At 34.7% G+C, this 18,701-nt stretch carries 22 protein-coding genes and 1 pseudogene; 12 read left to right on the forward strand and 11 right to left on the reverse strand.

From position 1 onward, the window contains the following. Positions 1 to 197: 197 nt before the first annotated feature. The 3 genes from kdsA to ACFE3K_RS02200 are packed head-to-tail and all read right to left on the reverse strand — an operon-like array spanning position 198 to position 1,602. Positions 198 to 1,031: a 3-deoxy-8-phosphooctulonate synthase gene (gene kdsA / locus ACFE3K_RS02190; protein WP_375359187.1), complete on the reverse strand. Its 834-nt coding sequence runs from the start codon at positions 1,029 to 1,031 to the stop codon at positions 198 to 200. Positions 1,032 to 1,048: 17 nt separating this feature from the next. Continuing rightward, the gene (secG, locus tag ACFE3K_RS02195) at positions 1,049 to 1,354 is read right to left on the reverse strand and encodes a preprotein translocase subunit SecG (RefSeq protein WP_341755495.1); all 306 of its coding nucleotides are present in this window, start codon (positions 1,352 to 1,354) and stop codon (positions 1,049 to 1,051) included. After that, positions 1,351 to 1,602 carry a triose-phosphate isomerase gene (locus tag ACFE3K_RS02200; RefSeq protein ID WP_375359188.1) on the reverse strand — a complete coding sequence of 84 codons (252 nt, stop codon included), beginning with the start codon at positions 1,600 to 1,602 and terminating at the stop codon, positions 1,351 to 1,353. Before ACFE3K_RS02200 ends, secG begins: the two co-directional genes overlap by 4 nt. A gap of 93 nt (positions 1,603 to 1,695) precedes the next feature. On the opposite strand from ACFE3K_RS02200, the gene ACFE3K_RS02205 reads away from it, so the two are divergent. Beyond that, positions 1,696 to 1,839 (forward strand): hypothetical protein, encoded by a 144-nt coding sequence (locus ACFE3K_RS02205; protein ID WP_375359189.1) that lies wholly within the window; start codon positions 1,696 to 1,698, stop codon positions 1,837 to 1,839. Positions 1,840 to 2,010: 171 nt separating this feature from the next. On the opposite strand, the gene ACFE3K_RS02210 is transcribed toward ACFE3K_RS02205, so the two are convergent. Both ACFE3K_RS02210 and ACFE3K_RS02215 read right to left on the reverse strand, forming a co-directional pair. After that, positions 2,011 to 2,544, reverse strand: coding sequence for an IS630 family transposase (locus ACFE3K_RS02210; protein ID WP_375358485.1), 534 nt, complete (start codon positions 2,542 to 2,544; stop codon positions 2,011 to 2,013). Beyond that, the gene (locus tag ACFE3K_RS02215) at positions 2,538 to 2,987 is read right to left on the reverse strand and encodes a helix-turn-helix domain-containing protein (RefSeq protein WP_375359190.1); all 450 of its coding nucleotides are present in this window, start codon (positions 2,985 to 2,987) and stop codon (positions 2,538 to 2,540) included. The genes ACFE3K_RS02210 and ACFE3K_RS02215 overlap by 7 nt, the downstream gene beginning before the upstream one ends. Before the next feature lie 119 nt (positions 2,988 to 3,106). Here ACFE3K_RS02215 and ACFE3K_RS02220 point away from each other — a divergent pair, with 119 nt between their 5' ends. Continuing rightward, entirely contained in the window at positions 3,107 to 3,643 is a 537-nt protein-coding gene (locus tag ACFE3K_RS02220) for an IS630 family transposase (protein ID WP_375359452.1), read from the forward strand. Here the strand turns inward: ACFE3K_RS02220 and ACFE3K_RS02225 are convergent. The 4 genes from ACFE3K_RS02225 to clpB are packed head-to-tail and all read right to left on the reverse strand — an operon-like array spanning position 3,585 to position 8,478. After that, positions 3,585 to 4,028, reverse strand: a complete 444-nt coding sequence (locus ACFE3K_RS02225; protein ID WP_375359191.1) for a hypothetical protein — start codon at positions 4,026 to 4,028, stop codon at positions 3,585 to 3,587. The genes ACFE3K_RS02220 and ACFE3K_RS02225 overlap by 59 nt on opposite strands. Before the next feature lie 50 nt (positions 4,029 to 4,078). After that, positions 4,079 to 4,861, reverse strand: coding sequence for a TatD family hydrolase (locus ACFE3K_RS02230; RefSeq protein WP_375359453.1), 783 nt, complete (start codon positions 4,859 to 4,861; stop codon positions 4,079 to 4,081). Next, entirely contained in the window at positions 4,861 to 5,889 is a 1,029-nt protein-coding gene (locus tag ACFE3K_RS02235; RefSeq protein ID WP_375359192.1) for a mitochondrial fission ELM1 family protein, read from the reverse strand. Before ACFE3K_RS02235 ends, ACFE3K_RS02230 begins: the two co-directional genes overlap by 1 nt. Before the next feature lie 12 nt (positions 5,890 to 5,901). Next, complete coding sequence (clpB, locus tag ACFE3K_RS02240) at positions 5,902 to 8,478, reverse strand: ATP-dependent chaperone ClpB (RefSeq protein ID WP_375359193.1); 2,577 nt, start codon at positions 8,476 to 8,478, stop codon at positions 5,902 to 5,904. A 398-nt stretch (positions 8,479 to 8,876) separates the two neighbouring features. Between clpB and ACFE3K_RS02245 the strand changes: the two genes are divergently transcribed. The 3 genes from ACFE3K_RS02245 (at position 8,877) to ACFE3K_RS02255 (ending at position 11,331) form a co-directional block, all read left to right on the forward strand. Next, a complete protein-coding gene (locus ACFE3K_RS02245; protein ID WP_375359194.1) occupies positions 8,877 to 9,416 on the forward strand; it encodes an invasion associated locus B family protein in 540 nt (179 codons plus the stop codon). 247 nt (positions 9,417 to 9,663) lie between these two features. After that, the gene (gene glyA, locus ACFE3K_RS02250) at positions 9,664 to 10,926 is read left to right on the forward strand and encodes a serine hydroxymethyltransferase (RefSeq protein WP_375359195.1); all 1,263 of its coding nucleotides are present in this window, start codon (positions 9,664 to 9,666) and stop codon (positions 10,924 to 10,926) included. A 111-nt stretch (positions 10,927 to 11,037) separates the two neighbouring features. Continuing rightward, positions 11,038 to 11,331, forward strand: a complete 294-nt coding sequence (locus tag ACFE3K_RS02255; RefSeq protein WP_375359196.1) for a hypothetical protein — start codon at positions 11,038 to 11,040, stop codon at positions 11,329 to 11,331. A gap of 154 nt (positions 11,332 to 11,485) precedes the next feature. Here ACFE3K_RS02255 and ACFE3K_RS02260 read toward each other — a convergent pair whose 3' ends face one another. Both ACFE3K_RS02260 and ACFE3K_RS02265 read right to left on the reverse strand, forming a co-directional pair. After that, complete coding sequence (locus tag ACFE3K_RS02260; RefSeq protein WP_375359005.1) at positions 11,486 to 12,070, reverse strand: IS630 family transposase; 585 nt, start codon at positions 12,068 to 12,070, stop codon at positions 11,486 to 11,488. Next, on the reverse strand, positions 12,064 to 12,513 hold the full coding sequence (locus ACFE3K_RS02265; protein WP_375359197.1) for a helix-turn-helix domain-containing protein: 450 nt from the start codon (positions 12,511 to 12,513) through the stop codon (positions 12,064 to 12,066). The genes ACFE3K_RS02260 and ACFE3K_RS02265 overlap by 7 nt, the downstream gene beginning before the upstream one ends. A gap of 265 nt (positions 12,514 to 12,778) precedes the next feature. Here ACFE3K_RS02265 and ACFE3K_RS02270 point away from each other — a divergent pair, with 265 nt between their 5' ends. From ACFE3K_RS02270 to ACFE3K_RS02300, 7 genes and pseudogenes are all read left to right on the forward strand, one after another. Beyond that, entirely contained in the window at positions 12,779 to 13,969 is a 1,191-nt protein-coding gene (locus ACFE3K_RS02270) for a fatty acid desaturase (RefSeq protein ID WP_375359198.1), read from the forward strand. A gap of 665 nt (positions 13,970 to 14,634) precedes the next feature. Further along, on the forward strand, positions 14,635 to 14,874 hold the full coding sequence (locus ACFE3K_RS02275) for an exodeoxyribonuclease VII small subunit (protein ID WP_342260280.1): 240 nt from the start codon (positions 14,635 to 14,637) through the stop codon (positions 14,872 to 14,874). A gap of 206 nt (positions 14,875 to 15,080) precedes the next feature. Next, on the forward strand, positions 15,081 to 15,308 hold the full coding sequence (locus ACFE3K_RS02280; protein WP_375359199.1) for a hypothetical protein: 228 nt from the start codon (positions 15,081 to 15,083) through the stop codon (positions 15,306 to 15,308). 365 nt (positions 15,309 to 15,673) lie between these two features. Then, a complete protein-coding gene (locus tag ACFE3K_RS02285) occupies positions 15,674 to 16,258 on the forward strand; it encodes an IS630 family transposase (protein ID WP_375359005.1) in 585 nt (194 codons plus the stop codon). Next, positions 16,255 to 16,503: pseudogene (locus ACFE3K_RS02290) on the forward strand (acetyl-CoA C-acetyltransferase); the annotation flags it as partial. The gene ACFE3K_RS02285 and the pseudogene ACFE3K_RS02290, both read left to right, overlap by 4 nt. A gap of 2 nt (positions 16,504 to 16,505) precedes the next feature. After that, entirely contained in the window at positions 16,506 to 17,591 is a 1,086-nt protein-coding gene (tgt, locus tag ACFE3K_RS02295) for a tRNA guanosine(34) transglycosylase Tgt (RefSeq protein WP_375359200.1), read from the forward strand. Positions 17,592 to 17,870: 279 nt separating this feature from the next. Continuing rightward, positions 17,871 to 18,581: an IS6 family transposase gene (locus tag ACFE3K_RS02300; protein ID WP_375359201.1), complete on the forward strand. Its 711-nt coding sequence runs from the start codon at positions 17,871 to 17,873 to the stop codon at positions 18,579 to 18,581. Positions 18,582 to 18,701 lie beyond the last annotated feature (120 nt).

Genomic DNA, 18,701 nt, shown 5'->3' on the forward strand with positions numbered 1-18,701 from the left:
TCGACTTTGCTACTGCCTAGCTCTTCTTGAAGTTATACTATCGTCTACCAACTCTTCATTTACGAGCAGTATACTAAAATGATTTGGAGAATTGGAACGTAAAACAAGGGATGAGCGTACGTGAGTACCCCGCAGTTTCGCGAAACCAATTCTTCAAAGCAGAAGAGTATATCTAATCTTATTTGTTGTTATCTAGGTTATATCTTAAATATTGCTTTAGTTAGCTCATCATAGCTCTTTAACCTAACCAATATAGGTTCTAAATCATCCAGCTTGATCATACAAGGTCCGTCACTTGGGGCATTATCTGGGTCTTGGTGAACTTCCATAAAAACACCTGCTACTCCGACGCTAACAGCTGCCCTTGCTAATATTTCAACATATTTTCTTTCGCCACCACTACTGTTGCCTATACCACTTGGTTGCTGAACTGAATGGGTTGCGTCAAAAATTACAGGGGTCTTAGTTTCTGCCATAATTGGCAAACTACGCATATCTGATACTAGTGTGTTGTAACCAAAACATGCACCCCGTTCGGTAAGCATGATATTCTTTGCACCAAACGCTTCAAGTTTAGCATACACATTCTTCATATCCCAAGGGGCAAGAAACTGACCTTTTTTAACATTAACAACCTTATTAGTCATAGCTGCAGCATGCAGCAAATCTGTTTGTCTACATAAGAAGGCAGGGATTTGGATTATATCAACAATTTCAGCAACTTTAGCACACTGATTCTCTGTATGAACGTCAGTAAGAATAAGGCAGTTAAAGGCTGTTTTTACTTTAGACAAAATTTCCAGCCCTTTCTCAAGACCGCTACCCCGGATACCATTTATTGAAGTTCTATTAGCTTTATCGAATGACGATTTATAGATAAAGGGTATGTTAAGTTTAGCAGTAAGGGTCACAAGCTTGTCAGCCATAAATAATGCATGATCTAGACTTTCTATTTGGCAAGGTCCAGCAATAAACACAAATGGTAAGGTATTACCAATTTTGATATTATGTAAATCAATTATCTTTTGCATAACTTGGTCCTTAAATTTTACTTGGCAATTGGCAAGCTAGACTCTTCTTGTTTATCGTCAACTTGCTCAATTTTCTTAATTATCCCAAGGTTTTTCTTAGAAGACAGATTGGCAAGAATAATAGCATTAATTATAAACAAGGTGGCAAGCACTACCGTGGTTTTAGTCAAGAAATTAGCTACAGTTCTGCCTGTTACAACACCCATATTACCACTACCACCGCTCATACCACTTAACCCATCATTGCCAGTCTTTTGCATCAGAATTACGATAATTAGCAGTATTGCTATTACAATATGAACAAAAAGTAATATATTCATCATTTTTCAAAAAACCTATAATTTAATATTTGAACTAAAATTTGATAATCAAGTGAAGATTTGCCAATCATAACCCCATCAATATTCTGTATACTTAATATTTTTTCTATATTACCTAAATTTACAGATCCACCATACACTAAGCTAACATTATTTGCAACTTGGCTTTGCTTGAGAAAATAATTGAGGGCATCAAATATCTCTATTAATTCTTCTTGGTTAGGAATAATACTAATTGCAATAATGAACACGGTGTTAAAAAATGGGTTTTTAACTGATAAATAGGTACTCAAATAGCTAGGTTAATATTACCGCAAGGTTTTGAAGGTCATGATTTTATAAAAATGATGACACATGAGCCGCATGGTCGAAATCGTATACGTTTATTGGCGATGTATCACCTTCAATTAGGCAAATCTTTTAAAGCCATATCTAGAAATAGTGAAGTCACACTGGAAAACCGTGCAATCATCGCTCAGAAGATTTAGGAATCATGGTTTTGAAGGATGATTTGAATCACAAAGAAGCGGTGCCCCTAGGAAGATTAACAGTATACAAGAGTCTGCTATTTTTGATAAAATCAATACGCTCAGTGAAAGTAAAACTGGTGGGTATATAATACCAATTGCAATAATTAACACGGTGTATTTATCCAATCTCTATACATAATTGATTGTACTAAATCTACAATGAGCAAGTTGATTCCAAGCGTAACAAGCCATAGTAACGATATCTTCATATACACCATAACATTGGTTAGACAAGAAATGATTTTTAATCCATTCCCAAACTTGTTCCATTGCATTAAGTTCCGGTGCATAGGGCGGAAGCGGTATCAAAGTGATATTGCTTGGCACAGTTAGTTTTTTGGCTGTGTGCCAACCTGCATTATCCGTTAGTAAAGCTATATGTCGGTTGCCTTGAATACTGCGAGAAAGCTCTTCTAAGAATTTATTCATTGCCTGTGTGTTTGCATATGGTAAAATTAATGCACAAGCTTCTCCTGTCTCATGGCAAGCAGCTCCGTAAATATATGTTGAAATAAATTGCTGTTGCCGAACTTTACGGGGTCTAGTGCCACGCTTAGCCCATATACGAGTTAAGCTACCTTGTTGCCCAACTCTAGTTTCATCCTGAGACCATATATCAACTTTACATCTATCGATATTTTTTGGTAATAATGTTGTTAACATGTCTGGAAAGTTTTCTTATATCTATTTTGAGTCTCTTGATTTGATTTTGGATGCATTGAACGAGAAGTAATCCAGCTAAAACCAAGGCGGTGCATAGTATTGTAGACTGTTTTTAAAGCACATTTAGCACCATATTCCTCAAGTAACATGATATGTAGCTCTTTTCCAGTTATATACCCACCAGTTTTACTTTTACTGAGCGTATTGATTTTATCAAAAAGAGCAGATTCTTGTATAGTGTTAATCTTCCTAGGGGCACCGCTTCTTTGTGATTCAAATAATCCTTCAAAACCATGATTCCTAAATCTTCTGAGCCATGATTGCACGGTTTTCCAGTGTGAGTTCACTATTTCAGATATGGCTTTAAAAGATTTGCCTAATTGAAGGTGATACATCGCCAATAAACGTATACGATTTCGACCATGCGGCTCATGTTTCATCATTTTTATAAAATCATGACCTTCAAAACCTTGCGGTAATATTAACCTAGCTATTTGAGTACCTATTTATCAGTTAAAAACCCATTTTATAACACCGTGTTCATTATTGCAATTGGTATGATATATGGTCTCAGGATGAAACTAGAGTTGGGCAACAAGGTAGCTTAACTCGTATATGGGCTAAGCGTGGCACTAGACCCCGTAAAGTTCGGCAACAGCAATTTATTTCAACATATATTTACGGAGCTGCTTGCCATGAGACAGGAGAAGCTTGTGCATTAATTTTACCATATGCAAACACACAGGCAATGAATAAATTCTTAGAAGAGCTTTCTCGCAGTATTCAAGGCAACCGACATATAGCTTTACTAACGGATAATGCAGGTTGGCACACAGCCAAAAAACTAACTGTGCCAAGCAATATCACTTTGATACCGCTTCCGCCCTATGCACCGGAACTTAATGCAATGGAACAAGTTTGGGAATGGATTAAAAATCATTTCTTGTCTAACCAATGTTATGGTGTATATGAAGATATCGTTACTATGGCTTGTTACGCTTGGAATCAACTTGCTCATAATGTAGATTTAGTAAAATCAATTATGTATAGAGATTATCTATGGATAAATACACCGTGTTCATTATTGCAATTGGTATAACACCAGCTCCGATAATAGTAATGGGAGTATCGGGTTTTAAATCAGTAGCATATTCTGATTTTTGCAATAATTCATTGACATAAGCAATAGCTCCTGTTGCTAATGTCCAACCACTACCACTATGAGCATAATTATGGGCAATAACTTTATCACCTAGCTTAGTAACAGTCATATTTGGTATACCATGCCTTGTAGGGCGATAACATATAATTTTTTGACCAAGATTATCAGGAGCTAGTTTTAGTGGGACAATTTTCCGTATTTCAGGTTGAGCTTGTTGTTGAGCGTACACCGTTGGTAACATAAATACTAGAACCATAGCAAAAGATTTAACAGAATTAACCAATAGAGTAGGAGGTAGTAACTTTAATAAGGTGACAAACATATTTAACTCATTAATTAAAATTTTTATTAGCAATATATGACCATTTCCTTTCAAACATTAGTTGAATATATAAGATGTGTTTTAGTAAATAAAGACATAAAATTTTTGGAAGTGGCACTTGCTACTGTTTCTAGGTTTGCTTCCTTTATTTCAGTTATTTTTTCTGCTACATATTTAACAAAAGCTGGCTCATTTTGCTTTCCACGCATTGGAAGAGGGGCTAAGTAAGGAGAATCTGTTTCAATTAATAATCTATCTAGTGGAATATAACGTACTATATCCTGTAAACTAGCTGCATTTTTAAAAGTTACAATTCCAGCAACCGATATATACATACCAAGATCAAGCATTTTCTTTGCCAAATGCTTTGAAGTGGTAAAGCAATGAATAAGACCGGTAAATGGTGCATTTTGCATTTCACTGCTTAAAATATCAATGGTGTCTTCTTCTGCTTCTCTTGTATGTACTATAATTGGTAATCCAATACTTTGAGATGCTTGTATATGCTGCTCAAAAGAGCCAATCTGTTTATTTTTGTCAGATGTTTGGTAATAATAATCAAGACCAGTTTCACCAATACCAATAATTTTGGGGTGATTAGAATAATCCACAATAGTTTCACACATAGTGATTTCTTTAACTTCATTAGGATGTACGCCGCATGAAGCAAATATATTGCCGTATTTTTCGGTTATTTCTAAAATAGCTGGTAATTCCTCAAGGGTAGTGCATATAGTCTGCATGTATTTAACATTATTGTTTTCAGCTCTGCTTATTATTGCTGATAAATCCTCTTTCAATATGTTTAAATGGCAATGAGAATCAATTAATATCATGAGCGTGTCCAATTTTTTGAGACTATTATATTAGCAATTTTTTCTACTTCATTAAGCGGGACATAATTATACTGTTCAAGCTGAGTTACAGATTCGTCTAATATTTTTGCTATTCCTAATTCTACCAAATTTTGTGTAAATGATAGATGTTTAGGTAATTTAAAATTATTAGGGCAAAATATGTAAAGAGGCTTGCCAGTGGAGGCTGCCTCACTACACATTGAAATCGAATCAGCAGTGGAAATTATGTAATCTGCCTGTGATAACATACCAAAATAGGGGTTAGGTTTAGCTTTTTCCTCTGTTGGATCATAAATAATGGCAGAGGAAGATACATTGTTTTTAATAATTTCTTTTGCTGAATTAGGAGTACGTCTACTAAAACTAATAAACAAGCTATATTCTTTGCTTTTTTGTATAAGATTAAATAATATTGTTGCAATTTGGCGAGCATTATCATTGGTAAAAGTATAATTTTTACTATTACCACCAATAATTACTGAAATAAATTTCCCAAGTTTTGGATGATTTTTACGTAATTCAATGCCGCCATCCTGTATTTTTGCTTGGACATTGTTTAAAGCCCCAGTAATTCTCAATATACTCAAATCACTTGAGTACATATTTAGTTCTTCTTTACTAACTTTATCATGGTGTGGTAAAATAATTAGATCAAATTGTTTGAACGGCAGGTTAGGGTGCATAATTTGAACAATTTTTATTCTACCATTAGACTTATGTTTTAAATAACTTGCTAAAGAAGCAGTTCTTCTTCCGGCAGAAATTATTAAGTCTGGGAATCCTTGCCTGTCTGTAATAATTTCCCATGATTGTAATAGTTCCTTTTTTACATGGATAGGGCTGAATCGGAGTAAGAAATTTGGTAAATTACCCCAAAAATTATATTCAATAGGTTTTAATTCATAACCAAGCTTGATATTTTCTGCTAGAGCTATGGCTTGATTAGCGTTACCTACGCAGCTGTCAGCCAGTACCCAAATTTTAGGTTTAGTAGTATCTATCATATTCTTTTCTATTTAGGCTACTTTATTAATAACTAGTTCACTACCAGTTGATTTGATGTTTACCGTATCACCGCTCATGATACTACTCGAAAGAATCATTTTGGCAAAATGATTCTGTAGTTCTCGTTGAATAACTCTTTTTAATGGTCTAGCACCAAACATTGAGTCATAGCCCTTATCAGCAAGGTAATTTATAGCTGATTCATCAAATTGCAATATAATATTTTGTTGCAAAAGAATTTTTTTCAGATTATCCAATTGTATTTTAACAATATCATGGATGTTGGCATGAGTTAGTTTATGGAATAGAATAATCTCATCTAGCCTATTTAAGAATTCAGGTTTAAATACGGCTCGTACATATTCCATTACTTGTTCTTTGATTTTATGTTGGTCATCTTCTTCTCGTTGATTAATAAGTATTTCAGCTCCAAGATTAGAAGTAAGAACAATAATGGTATTTTTAAAATCAACGACTATCCCTTGACTATCGGTTAGTCGTCCTTCATCTAAAATCTGCAGCATGATGTTAAAAATATCTGAATGAGCCTTCTCCACTTCATCAAATAAAATGACTTGATAAGGTCTCCTACGTACTGCTTCGATTAAGATGCCTCCCTGCTCATAACCAACATACCCTGGAGGAGCTCCAATCAAACGTGATATAGAGTGTTTTTCCATATATTCAGACATGTCAATTCTGAGTATAGCATTACGATCATCAAATAAAAAAAGTGCCAAAGCCTTAGTTAGCTCGGTTTTACCAACACCAGTGGGACCTAAGAATAAAAATGACCCCAGTGGTCTGTTAATATCTTGCAAACCAGCACGAGAACGACGTACAGCATCACTGACTCCTTTTATAGCTTCATCTTGACCAATCACCGATTGACGCAGTTTATCTTCTATAGCGAGTAGCTTTTCACGCTCGCTTGATAACATTGTATCAATCGGTATACCAGTAATTCTGGAGATGATTATAGCTATATCGTTTTCTGATACGACTTCTTTTGATAGTTGGTTATTTCCCCCTTCTATTGCTTGTTGTAGTTTCTTAGTTAAATCAGGAATAATACCATATTTCAGCTCACTAGCTCGGGCAAGATCACTACTTCTTTCTGCTCTTTCGAGTTCTGCTTTAGCTTTTTCTAGCTCCTCTTTTAATTTTTGCTCAATATGTATCCTGGATTTTTCAGCTTGCCAGCTAGCACTCATATCATAAGAAAGAGATTCAAGTTTGGCTAATTCATCTGTTAATTGGATAATTTTCTTTTTTGAATATTCATCGTCTTCTTTTTTTAGAGCTGCTAGTTCAATTTTTATTTGAATGATGCGACGATCAAGCTCATCCAATTCTTCTGGTTTACTAGATAATTCTATTTTTAGCCTACTACATGCTTCGTCGATTAAATCAATAGCTTTATCTGGTAAATAACGATCAGTAATATATCTGTTAGATAAAGTGCTAGCAGCAACTATAGCACTATCAGCAATTCTTACACCATGATGTAATTCATATTTGTCCTTAATGCCACGTAGAATTGAAATAGTATCCTCTACTGTTGGCTGGCTAACATAAACTGGTTGAAATCTTCTAGCAAGAGCTGCATCTTTTTCAATATATTTACGGTATTCGTCTAAAGTGGTAGCACCAATACAATGGAGTTCCCCTCTAGCAAGCATGGGTTTTAGTAAGTTTGATGCATCCATAGCTCCGTCTGTCTTACCAGTTCCTACTAAAAGATGTAGTTCATCAATAAATAAAATAATTTCTCCACTAGAGTTTTTAATCTCATTTAATACAGCTTTTAGTCGTTCTTCAAATTCTCCACGATATTTAGCTCCAGCAATTAAGGCTCCCATATCAAGTTCAATGATACGACAATTTGCTAAAGTTTCAGGAATATCTTGGCTAAATATTCTTTGGGTTAACCCTTCTATTATGGCTGTTTTACCAACTCCTGGCTCTCCTATCAGTACAGGGTTATTTTTCATTCTTCTCGACAAAACTTGTACTGTTCTTCTAATTTCCTCATCTCTGCCAATTATTGGATCAAGTTTACCAAGTTCTGCTAGCTCGGTTACATCTCTACCGTATTTTTTTAGGGCATCGTAACTACTTTCAGAAGATTCGCTATCTGCTTTTTTACCTTTTCTTAACTGTAAAATTGCTGCATTTATTTTCTTATTAGTTATTGAATTATCCGATAAAATTTTACCAGCAGAGGTTTTGTCATATGATAAGCCTTCAAAAATTCGCTCAATAGTCACAAAACTATCAGCATTATTCTTGGCAAGCTCTGATGCTTTATCAAGTAATTTTAGTGCTGCTGATGATAGGTAAAGCTGTCCTCCTCCCTCAATTTGTACTTTTGGGATTTTGTTTAATTCTATAGTTAAAGCTCTATTTAAATCGTCTAAGCTACTACCCAAAATATTAATGAGATTAGTAATAACACCACTATCATCGTTTAATAAGCTTGCCAATATATGTAATGGCAATATTTGCTGATGATCATTCTTTCCTGCTAAGCTTTGAGCATTAGAGATAACAGATTTTGCATGTGTAGTAAATTTATTCATGTCCATTTCAATAACCTTATAAATTGTAAATTAAGTCAAACCTGATTGTTAAAATGCACTCGTGTCAGCCGCTCCAAAAGTGCATTTATCGTATTAAGGTGAGAATATATCATAATATTTAACCCCACTAAGTATTTTATATAATTAAAAGTTAATAATAATACAAGGGGCTATAGCTAACCTAAAAATATTTGCGTTATGAAAACGATTTTAACAGATTGACAAATATATTAAATTTAGATATCCTCTAGTCCTTAAATTCTAGTAGGCGAAGAAATATTAAGGACTAGGTGTTAAGGACTGAAAAAGAGAAATTAGGTGTCAAAATTACGACATCCTTGCTCACGAAAGGGTGGCAGTTTGAATCTGTCATTGTCCACTAATAATATTAAATAAGTAGAATTATGACAAATTGTATTAAAAAATCATTGTTTGTTACAGCTGGTCTTGCTGTAATGGGTTTGGGACTATTTTTGGGTAATCCTAGTAGAGTTGATGCTGCGGTTAAAGAGGGGCAAAAATTCTCAGATTGGGTAGTTAACTGCACCACAGATGCTGAAAAAAAACAGGTCTGTTTTTTAAGTCAAGCAATTAACTCTACTAATAAAGATGGTAAACAACAAGTGTTAGCTGTGTATCAAATAGGTTATTTGGGTAGTGGTAAGGCAAGAAGTTTAAAAATGATACAAGTAGTTCCTGCTGATGTTTCTGTTGCTCCAGGTACGTCAATTATTAGTTCCCAAAAATTAGTTGCTCCAGGTAAGTACGTTACTTGTACAAAAGATTCTTGTCAGGCTGTTGCTGAAATATCAGATAAAGATCTTAAAGATATTTTATCAAAAGATGCTAATCCTATCGTGGGGATAATGAATTCAGCTGGTCAACAAGTAAATCTTCCACTCTCTACGAAAGGTCTTGAAGAAGGCTTGAAAGCGTTGAAGTAAATTAAGTTATAGCTAAACCGAAAAAGTTTTAGCCTAAAAACCGTCTATTAGCGAGAAGACCGTAGGTCGACGAAGCAATCTATATGACAAGCTTCATGGATTGCCACGCTCACATACGTTCGCTCGCTAATAGACATATACGTCTATAAGTTTAAAATGCATTTGCAAAGCCGCTTTAAGAATGCATTTTTTCTTATATTAAAGCCAATTCGGGATAAAAATTAGTTACTTCTTATAGGTTAGCTCAATGACTATTTGTCCTAATAAATTATCTGAAACAGATAATGAAATATACCAAATTATTAATGCTGAAAAAAAGCGTCAGCATGATTTTATCGAATTGATTGCTTCTGAAAATTTTGTAAGCCCGGCAGTATTAGAAGCACAAGGGTCAGTTCTTACCAATAAATATGCTGAAGGATATTTTGGAAAACGCTATTATAATGGTTGTGAAGAGGTTGATAAAGCTGAGCTGTTAGCGATAGAACGAGTAAAAAAACTATTTAATTGTAACTATGCTAACGTTCAGCCTCATTCCGGCTCTCAGGCTAATCAGGCAGTATTTTTAGCCCTATTAAAACCACATGACACCATACTTGGTATGTCGCTAGATACAGGGGGGCATTTGACTCATGGTGCTCCGCCTAACTTGTCTGGCAAATGGTTTAACTCTGTGTTCTATTCGGTAAATAAAGAAACTTATTTAATTGATTATCAGCAAATAGAGCAATTAGCAATGCAGCATAAACCTAAATTGATTATAGCTGGCTATTCTGCTTATTCACGTCAATTAGATTTTAGCAAATTTAGGGAGATTGCTGATAGAGTAGGGGCATATTTACTAGCGGACATTGCCCATATTGCAGGACTTGTTGCTACAAACGAACATCCAAGTCCCTTACCTTATGCTCATGCTGTTACCTCTACTACTCATAAAACTCTGCGTGGTCCACGTGGTGGTATTATTCTTTCAAACGATGAGGAATTGGGTAAAAAGATAAATTCTGCTTTATTTCCTGGGCTGCAAGGTGGACCGTTAATGCATATTGTTGCAGCAAAAGCAGTAGGCTTTTTGGAAGCCTTAAAACCAAATTATCATCTTTATATAAAACAGGTTATGAGTAATGCAAAAGCTCTTGCTAACAGTTTGATGGCAAGAGGCTATGATATTTTAACTAATGGTACTGATAATCATATAGTATTAGTGGACCTACGAAAATATGGTATAACTGGTAAGATGGCCGCAGATTCACTTGAAAGAGTAGGGATAACCTGTAATAAAAATTCTATACCTTTTGATACAACTTCACCGTTCATCACTTCTGGTATTAGGCTTGGTACTCCTGCATGCACCACTAGAGGATTTAAAGAAAAGGAGTTTATAGAAGTTGGCGAGATGATTTGCAACGTATTAGATGGGTTGAAAGCTACGCAAGATAACAGTGATTGTGAGCAAGAAACTCGCAAGCAAGTTAAAAAGTTAGTAGATAATTTCCTGATTTATGTTTAAACTAGAAGTTAACAAGCTAATGGTTTTTCATATAAATACGAAAGATTTGTTGAATTTCTAAGTAATTTATCTAATACTAAACTAACTGATAAAACTTTAATTTTCTAGAATATGGTACAAGAAGCAATTAGAATATCTGAAATACAGGAAAAGAATCATAGCTTTAGTGAAATTGTGAATAAGTTGTCTTATCAAAAACAAAAACATAATATCTTGAAAAATAGTTTTGATTTAAATAATCAAGCAACTCTATTTGAAGGTGATTTCATGAAGTTATTAGAACAAATTCCAAATAACAGTATCAACTTAATAATAACATCACCACCATATAATATAGGTAAGGAATACGAAAAAAATCAGATATTAATAAATATTATAATTGGCAAAAAAAAGTCATCAATTTAGATATTTTATTATATCCTATATTTTCAGAGTTAAAAATGAAAATGAGAAATAGGGTTATTTGGCATTTTGACATGGATTACATGCTTCAAAAAGATTCTCTGGAAGACATGAAACTATTATGTGGTTTAGTAAAACCAACAATTATTACTTTGACTTATACCAATTGCAATAATGAACACGGTGTATTTATCCATAGATAATCTCTATACATAATTGATTTTACTAAATCTACATTATGAGCAAGTTGATTCCAAGCGTAACAAGCCATAGTAACGATATCTTCATATACACCATAACATTGGTTAGACAAGAAATGATTTTTAATCCATTCCCAAACTTGTTCCATTGCATTAAGTTCCGGTGCATAGGGCGGAAGCGGTATCAAAGTGATATTGCTTGGCACAGTTAGTTTTTTGGCTGTGTGCCAACCTGCATTATCCGTTAGTAAAGCTATATGTCGGTTGCCTTGAATACTGCGAGAAAGCTCTTCTAAGAATTTATTCATTGCCTGTGTGTTTGCATATGGTAAAATTAATGCACAAGCTTCTCCTGTCTCATGGCAAGCAGCTCCGTAAATATATGTTGAAATAAATTGCTGTTGCCGAACTTTACGGGGTCTAGTGCCACGCTTAGCCCATATACGAGTTAAGCTACCTTGTTGCCCAACTCTAGTTTCATCCTGAGACCATATATCAACTTTACATCTATCGATATTTTTTGCTAATAATTTTGTTAACATGTCTGGAAAGTTTTTTTATATCTATTTTGAGTCTCTTGATTTGATTTTGGATGCATTGAACGAGAAGTAATCCAGCTAAAACCAAGGCGGTGCATAGTATTGTAGACTGTTTTTAAAGCACACTTAGCACCATATTCCTCAACTAACATGATATGTAGCTCCTTTCCAGTTATATACCCACCAGTTTTACTTTCACTGAGCGTATTGATTTTATCAAAAATAGCAGACTCTTGTATACTGTTAATCTTCCTAGGGGCACCGCTTCTTTGTGATTCAAATAATCCTTCAAAACCATGATTCCTAAATCTTCTGAGCGATGATTGCACAGTTTTCCAGTGTGACTTCACTATTTCAGATATGGCTTTAAAAGATTTGCCGAATTGAAGGTGATACATCGCCAATAAACGTATACGATTTCGACCATGCGGCTCATGTTTCATCATTTTTATAAAATCATGACCTTCAAAACCTTGCGGTAATATTAACCTAGCTATTTGAGTACCTATTTATCAGTTAAAAACCCATTTTATAACACCGTGTTCATTATTGCAATTGGTATTATTAGTTTCTATTTCGGACAACGGATGTTTAACAAATTATGGAAACGTAAAATGTAATATTGCATATGTTCCATATTGCAATATGTTGCAATATGTTATATTGTAACTATGGAGTTAAGGACATTTAATTTATTTAAAGATTAGATATATGCTAAAAAGAATCATTTGGTCCATTTTCTTTGTGCTAATTATATACCCAATTATACTTTCATATTTGGGTATAAAATACTATGCTAGCCATAAAATAGGTGTATTTGAGATAAGTTTGTTTATAGCTGGCTATTATGGTTCTAATATTGCTGTTGGTGTTGGGTTGCATAGGCTGTGGTCACATCATGCCTTTAAAACAAATAAGGTGGTGGAATTTATTCTTGTTATGATGTCAGCTGGTACGTTACAAGGACCAGTGTTGTCCTGGGCATCTAATCATTTCAAACACCATGCTTATACTGATAAAGATCAAGATCCGCATAGCCCATTGAAGTTTGAGAATAGAATTTTAGGATTTTTATGGTCACATATTGGGTGGATGATCATTGATGGAAGCTATAAGTCCATTGACCGAATTACTATGGTTAAACTTGGTAGAAACAAATTGCTAAGATGGCAATTAAAATGTTATTGGCAAATTGCTGCGTTTATGAATATTGTATTTCCAGCATTAATAGGTTACTTAATAGGTGGTACTATCATCTCTGCCTATGCTGGTTTCTTGTTTATTGGTATTGGTAGAGCACTGCAACAACATGCAACTTTTTGCGTTAATTCTCTATGTCATTTTGTTGGTAGTAAACAATATTATAAAGGTACTGCAGGAGATATTTGGTGGATGGCTTTGTTCTTATTAGGTGAAAACTGGCATAATTTCCACCATGCCTTCCCATCAGATTATCGCAATGGTGCTAAGTGGTATCATTTTGATGTCCATAAATGGATAATATACGTAATGAGCAAACTTGGACTAGCTTGGAATTTAGAAGTTACTTCCAAAATCAGAATACAAGCCAAGATAAATGAGACTAGTAAATACCTAATAGAGGGACGCAAACAACAATTAAATTTACTGCAAGATAAAATTAATCAACTGGTAGAACATGTGTATGTAAAGCTTAATGAGCTTGAGAATTCTTCTGTATCTATTAAAGCTCAATTACAAAAATCTTTTATGGAAATTCAGGAATCACTGAAGAAGCTTGCTGAACAGCTACATTCATCAATCCAATTAACTGAAAAGTCATCAGAAAGATTACTAAAAATTGCTAGTAAAAAGATTACAGATCGAGAAATTGCAATTTATAGACTATATAACGAGCTAGATAGAAAGTATATTAGGAACTAATATATATACTCAAATGATTTGGAGAATGGGGACAACAAACAAGAGGTGAGCAGAGTATATGAAGTACGTGAGTACCGCTAAAATCTTGGATAATGACAACACAATTCTTGATTTTCTATTCTAGAGTATATAAAAAATTATAGCAATTTTGGGTATCCAACCCACAACTGTTGAAAGTTAAAAATCGTCTATTAGCGAAGTGCTGTTGTAAGACTTAAACCTTCATTACGAGGAATCGTTGCAAGCGGCGACGTGGCAATCTTGTAAAGGAGTCTTGACTACCCCCATGAAGATTGCCACAGTGCCTAACGGTGCTTCTCTAATAGACGATTTTTTAACTTTCAACAGTTGTGGTATCTAACCTTTAACACATGGGTTAAAAATTTAATAGTAGACGAAGCAGCCATTCATTTTGGAAATACGATAAAAATACTTAAGGGTACTTATGCTGCACAATTAGGCAAGGCTGAGGACATATACTGCTCGTAAATGAAGAGTTGGTAGACGATAGTATAACTTCAAGAAGAGCTAGGAGTGTCAAAGTCGAGCAGCGTAGCGTACATGAGTAACGGAGCAGCGGATATCTTTAGACACGACAACGCCAATTCTTGAAGTTCACCGAGTATACTTCACAGCATAAGTAAATTTGAAGGAGGTAAATTATTATGCTAGACTTAAAATCTATTGAAAATATGAGCTTTGAAGCTGCCTTAGCTGAACTAAAAGAAATTGTAAAAAAAATTGATACGGGAGAGGAAAGTTTAGATTCATCAATTAATAGTTTTGAAAGAGGGGTCTTACTAAAAGATCACTGTGAAAAGAAACTACAAGCCGCTCGCTTAAAGATTGAAAAAATCACTAAGCTGCCAGATTCAACCATTACTATAGAAAAGGTAGAGTCCTAATTTATAGTCAATTCAGGAGAATTGGATAGCAGGAACGATGGAGCGAAGCCTATATATACTGCTTGTAAATGAAGAGTTGATAGAATCAAAATCATGATAGTAGCGGGAATTACCAAGTCGAGGAGCAAGCGGAGCGTACATATAGTCACACTACTGGACAAAAGAGATGGAATGATTGAAAGAGCTAGTAAATAGAGTATTTTAGATTGAATACAAAAAAATCTGTGATACTCTATTATGCAATGGCAATAAAAATAGGAGCAATTGGAGAGCAAGAGCAACCGATAAAAATGAAGAAAATGCTAGGATGTAGGAGTGATTCTGTACTACAGTTAGGTATAAGATTAATTAAACAAGCTTATAGTCGTTCTAAGCAATTTTTTGATTTCTTAATCATAAAATTGTTTAAATTACACTTTGTGCAACCAACCTAACCTTTTTGTTCAGTCAGTGTGACATATAGTATGTGCACAACGCAGATATTGGATAATGACGACACAATTCTTGATTTTCATCGAGTATAATAGGCAAGCGAACTAGGTGTACATTTAGTACATGAGTACGCGAGTTCCTGATATTTTCAAAAAACAATTTTTAGGAGCAGAAAAGTATACTACGTTCAATCACCCCGTGTCTGTTGTTGTTCCCGTTCTTCAAATCATTCGAGTATACTAGTTACATGCGAATTCAGGATAAGAATTAACTAATTCTTATCCTGAATTGGGGTAGTTATCAATAAAGGTACAGTCTCTAAATCAAATCAAGAGACTCAAAATAGATATAAAAAAACTTTCCAGACATGTTAACAAAATTATTAGCAAAAAATATCGATAGATGTAAAGTTGATATATGGTCTCAGGATGAAACTAGAGTTGGGCAACAAGGTAGCTTAACTCGTATATGGGCTAAGCGTGGCACTAGACCCCGTAAAGTTCGGCAACAGCAATTTATTTCAACATATATTTACGGAGCTGCTTGCCATGAGACAGGAGAAGCTTGTGCATTAATTTTACCATATGCAAACACACAGGCAATGAATAAATTCTTAGAAGAGCTTTCTCGCAGTATTCAAGGCAACCGACATATAGCTTTACTAACGGATAATGCAGGTTGGCACACAGCCAAAAAACTAACTGTGCCAAGCAATATCACTTTGATACCGCTTCCGCCCTATGCACCGGAACTTAATGCAATGGAACAAGTTTGGGAATGGATTAAAAATCATTTCTTGTCTAACCAATGTTATGGTGTATATGAAGATATCGTTACTATGGCTTGTTACGCTTGGAATCAACTTGCTCATAATGTAGATTTAGTAAAATCAATTATGTATAGAGATTATCTATGGATAAATACACCGTGTTCATTATTGCAATTGGTATAATAGAAGCTAATGAAGCTTTTGCCGCTCAAGCTATTTATGTAAATCAACAGATGAATTGGGATATTAATAAAGTCAATATGAACGGAGGGGCTATTGCTCTTGGTCATCCAATAGGAGCAAGTGGGGCAAGAATCTTGGTAACATTAATTCATCAAATGCAAAAAATTAACGTGAAAAAAGGGCTAGCAACACTTTGTATAGGTGGGAGGATGGGGATAGCTATGTGTATTGAAAAGGTAAATTAATAATGCAAAAATTTTCATTTGACTTAAAGTTTCAACATAAAAAAGCAAGAGCTGGTGTTATTACTACTAGGCACGGTCAGATACGTACCCCAGCTTTTATGCCAGTCGGTACTAAAGGTACGGTAAAAGCCATGTTACCCGAAGCCGTAGAGTCTACCGGCGCTGATATAGTACTTGGTAATACTTATCACTTAATGCTGCAGCCAACTGCTGAAAGAATTGCTAAGCTTGGGGGCTTGCGTAAATTCATGAACTGGTCAAAGCCTGTACTTACTGACTCAGGTGGTTTTCAGGTCATGTCCCTATCGAAATTACGTAACATTACCGAAGAAGGTGTAATTTTTAACTCTCATATTGATGGTAGTAAGCATATGTTAACTCCCGAACGTGCAACTGAGATACAATATCTTCTTGATAGCACTATTACTATGGCGTTTGATGAATGTACCCCATATCCTGCAACATTTGAGCAAGCAAAATCATCTATGGAATTGACATCTAGATGGGGAGAGAGGTCAAGAAAAACCTTCGTTCAAAGAGAAGGTTATGGTCAATTTGGTATTGTACAGGGGAGTATATATCAGGAGTTACGTGTTCAGTCAGCACAAAATTTGGTAGAATTAGATTTTGAAGGGTATGCTATCGGAGGTCTAGCAGTAGGTGAGGGGCAAGAACTAATGTTCAATGTGTTAGATTATGCTCCGGATTTGTTACCTAAATATAAGCCAAGATATCTTATGGGGGTTGGTAAACCAGATGATATTATTGGTGCGGTTGCAAGGGGAGTAGATATGTTTGATTGCGTTATTCCAACCCGCTCGGGTCGGAATGGTCAAGCTTTTACCAAATATGGTATAGTAAATATTCGCAATAGTAAATATAGTAGCGATCATGAACCGCTAGAATATGATTGTCCATGCTCAGCATGTAAAAATTATAATAAAGCTTACTTACATCATTTGGTAAAGGTAAAAGAGATTCTAGGGGCGGTACTTATGACGTGGCATAATTTGGTGTATTTCCAAGAATTAATGTCAAGAATAAGACAATATATTCAACAAGGGAAAGACTTTGATTTTATCAATTAGTTCTGAGTTGGTAGACGAAGATCAAAATCAACAAGTGCTAGAAGTGTCCAAGCCGAGGAGCACAGCGTACATTAGTACGTGAGTACCGCAGGTCTTGGATAACGACAACGCAATTGTTGATTTTCATCGAGTATATTGTTATAAGCTCCTAAATGTCTATTAGCGAATAGCTATCTAGAAGGCACCGTCAAGTTAAGAGAAATGTAAATTAAGTATTGAGCAAATGTAGGGAATAATTTATAGATTATCAGTGACAATTGTTACCTAAATTTCAGTGCTATGTGTATTATTCAATCCCCAAAGAGACATCGTTTTCCAGTAATCATTATTAGCCATGCAGTATGGTTATATCATCGATTCAATAATAGTTACAGAGATGTACAAGAACAGATGGCCTATCGAGGTATTATTTTAAGTCATGAGACAGTAAGATTTTGGTGCAATAAATTTGCGGTTTATTTTCAAGATGTTATCAGAAAGCGAGAGAGGAAACCAACTGATAAATGGCATTTAGATGAGATGAATATTAAGATTAAAGGCGAGGTATTTATATTATGGAGAGCTGTTGACTCTGAGGGGCATGAATTAGAAGTATTACTGCAGAAGCGTCGTAACAAAAAATCAGCTATTCGTTTTTTATCAAAATTATTGGGTCATTATCCAGCTCCAAGAGTAATTGTTACTGATAAGCTCAGAAGTTACATTAAGCCGATTAAGCTTATGTGCCCTAAAACTGAGCATCGCACTCATAAAAGACTAAATAATCGTGTTGAGAATGCTCATCAACCAACTAGGCGCAACGAGAAGATATTAATTAAATTTAAGCATCCTAATTCAGCCCACTGTAAATTATCACTGATGGGAAAAGTCAGAAATATATTTGCCGTAAATGTTGGAAGATATAGTAAAACAGCAATTGAGCAAAGGATTGCATTTGCATTAGCTAAATCCATTTTGGACGAAGCCACTCCAAGACTTCTTGCTGCCTGAAATCTAAAAATATAGCTCTTTTTGATACTATTTTACTTAACTTGACGGTTCCCCACAAGATGATAGAATTATTGTTAAAATTAAAAAGATAATATTTTTCATAATTCCTCAATATAATTT

This window comes from Candidatus Tisiphia endosymbiont of Neophilaenus lineatus (genome assembly GCF_964264975.1).
Classification (GTDB): domain Bacteria; phylum Pseudomonadota; class Alphaproteobacteria; order Rickettsiales; family Rickettsiaceae; genus Tisiphia.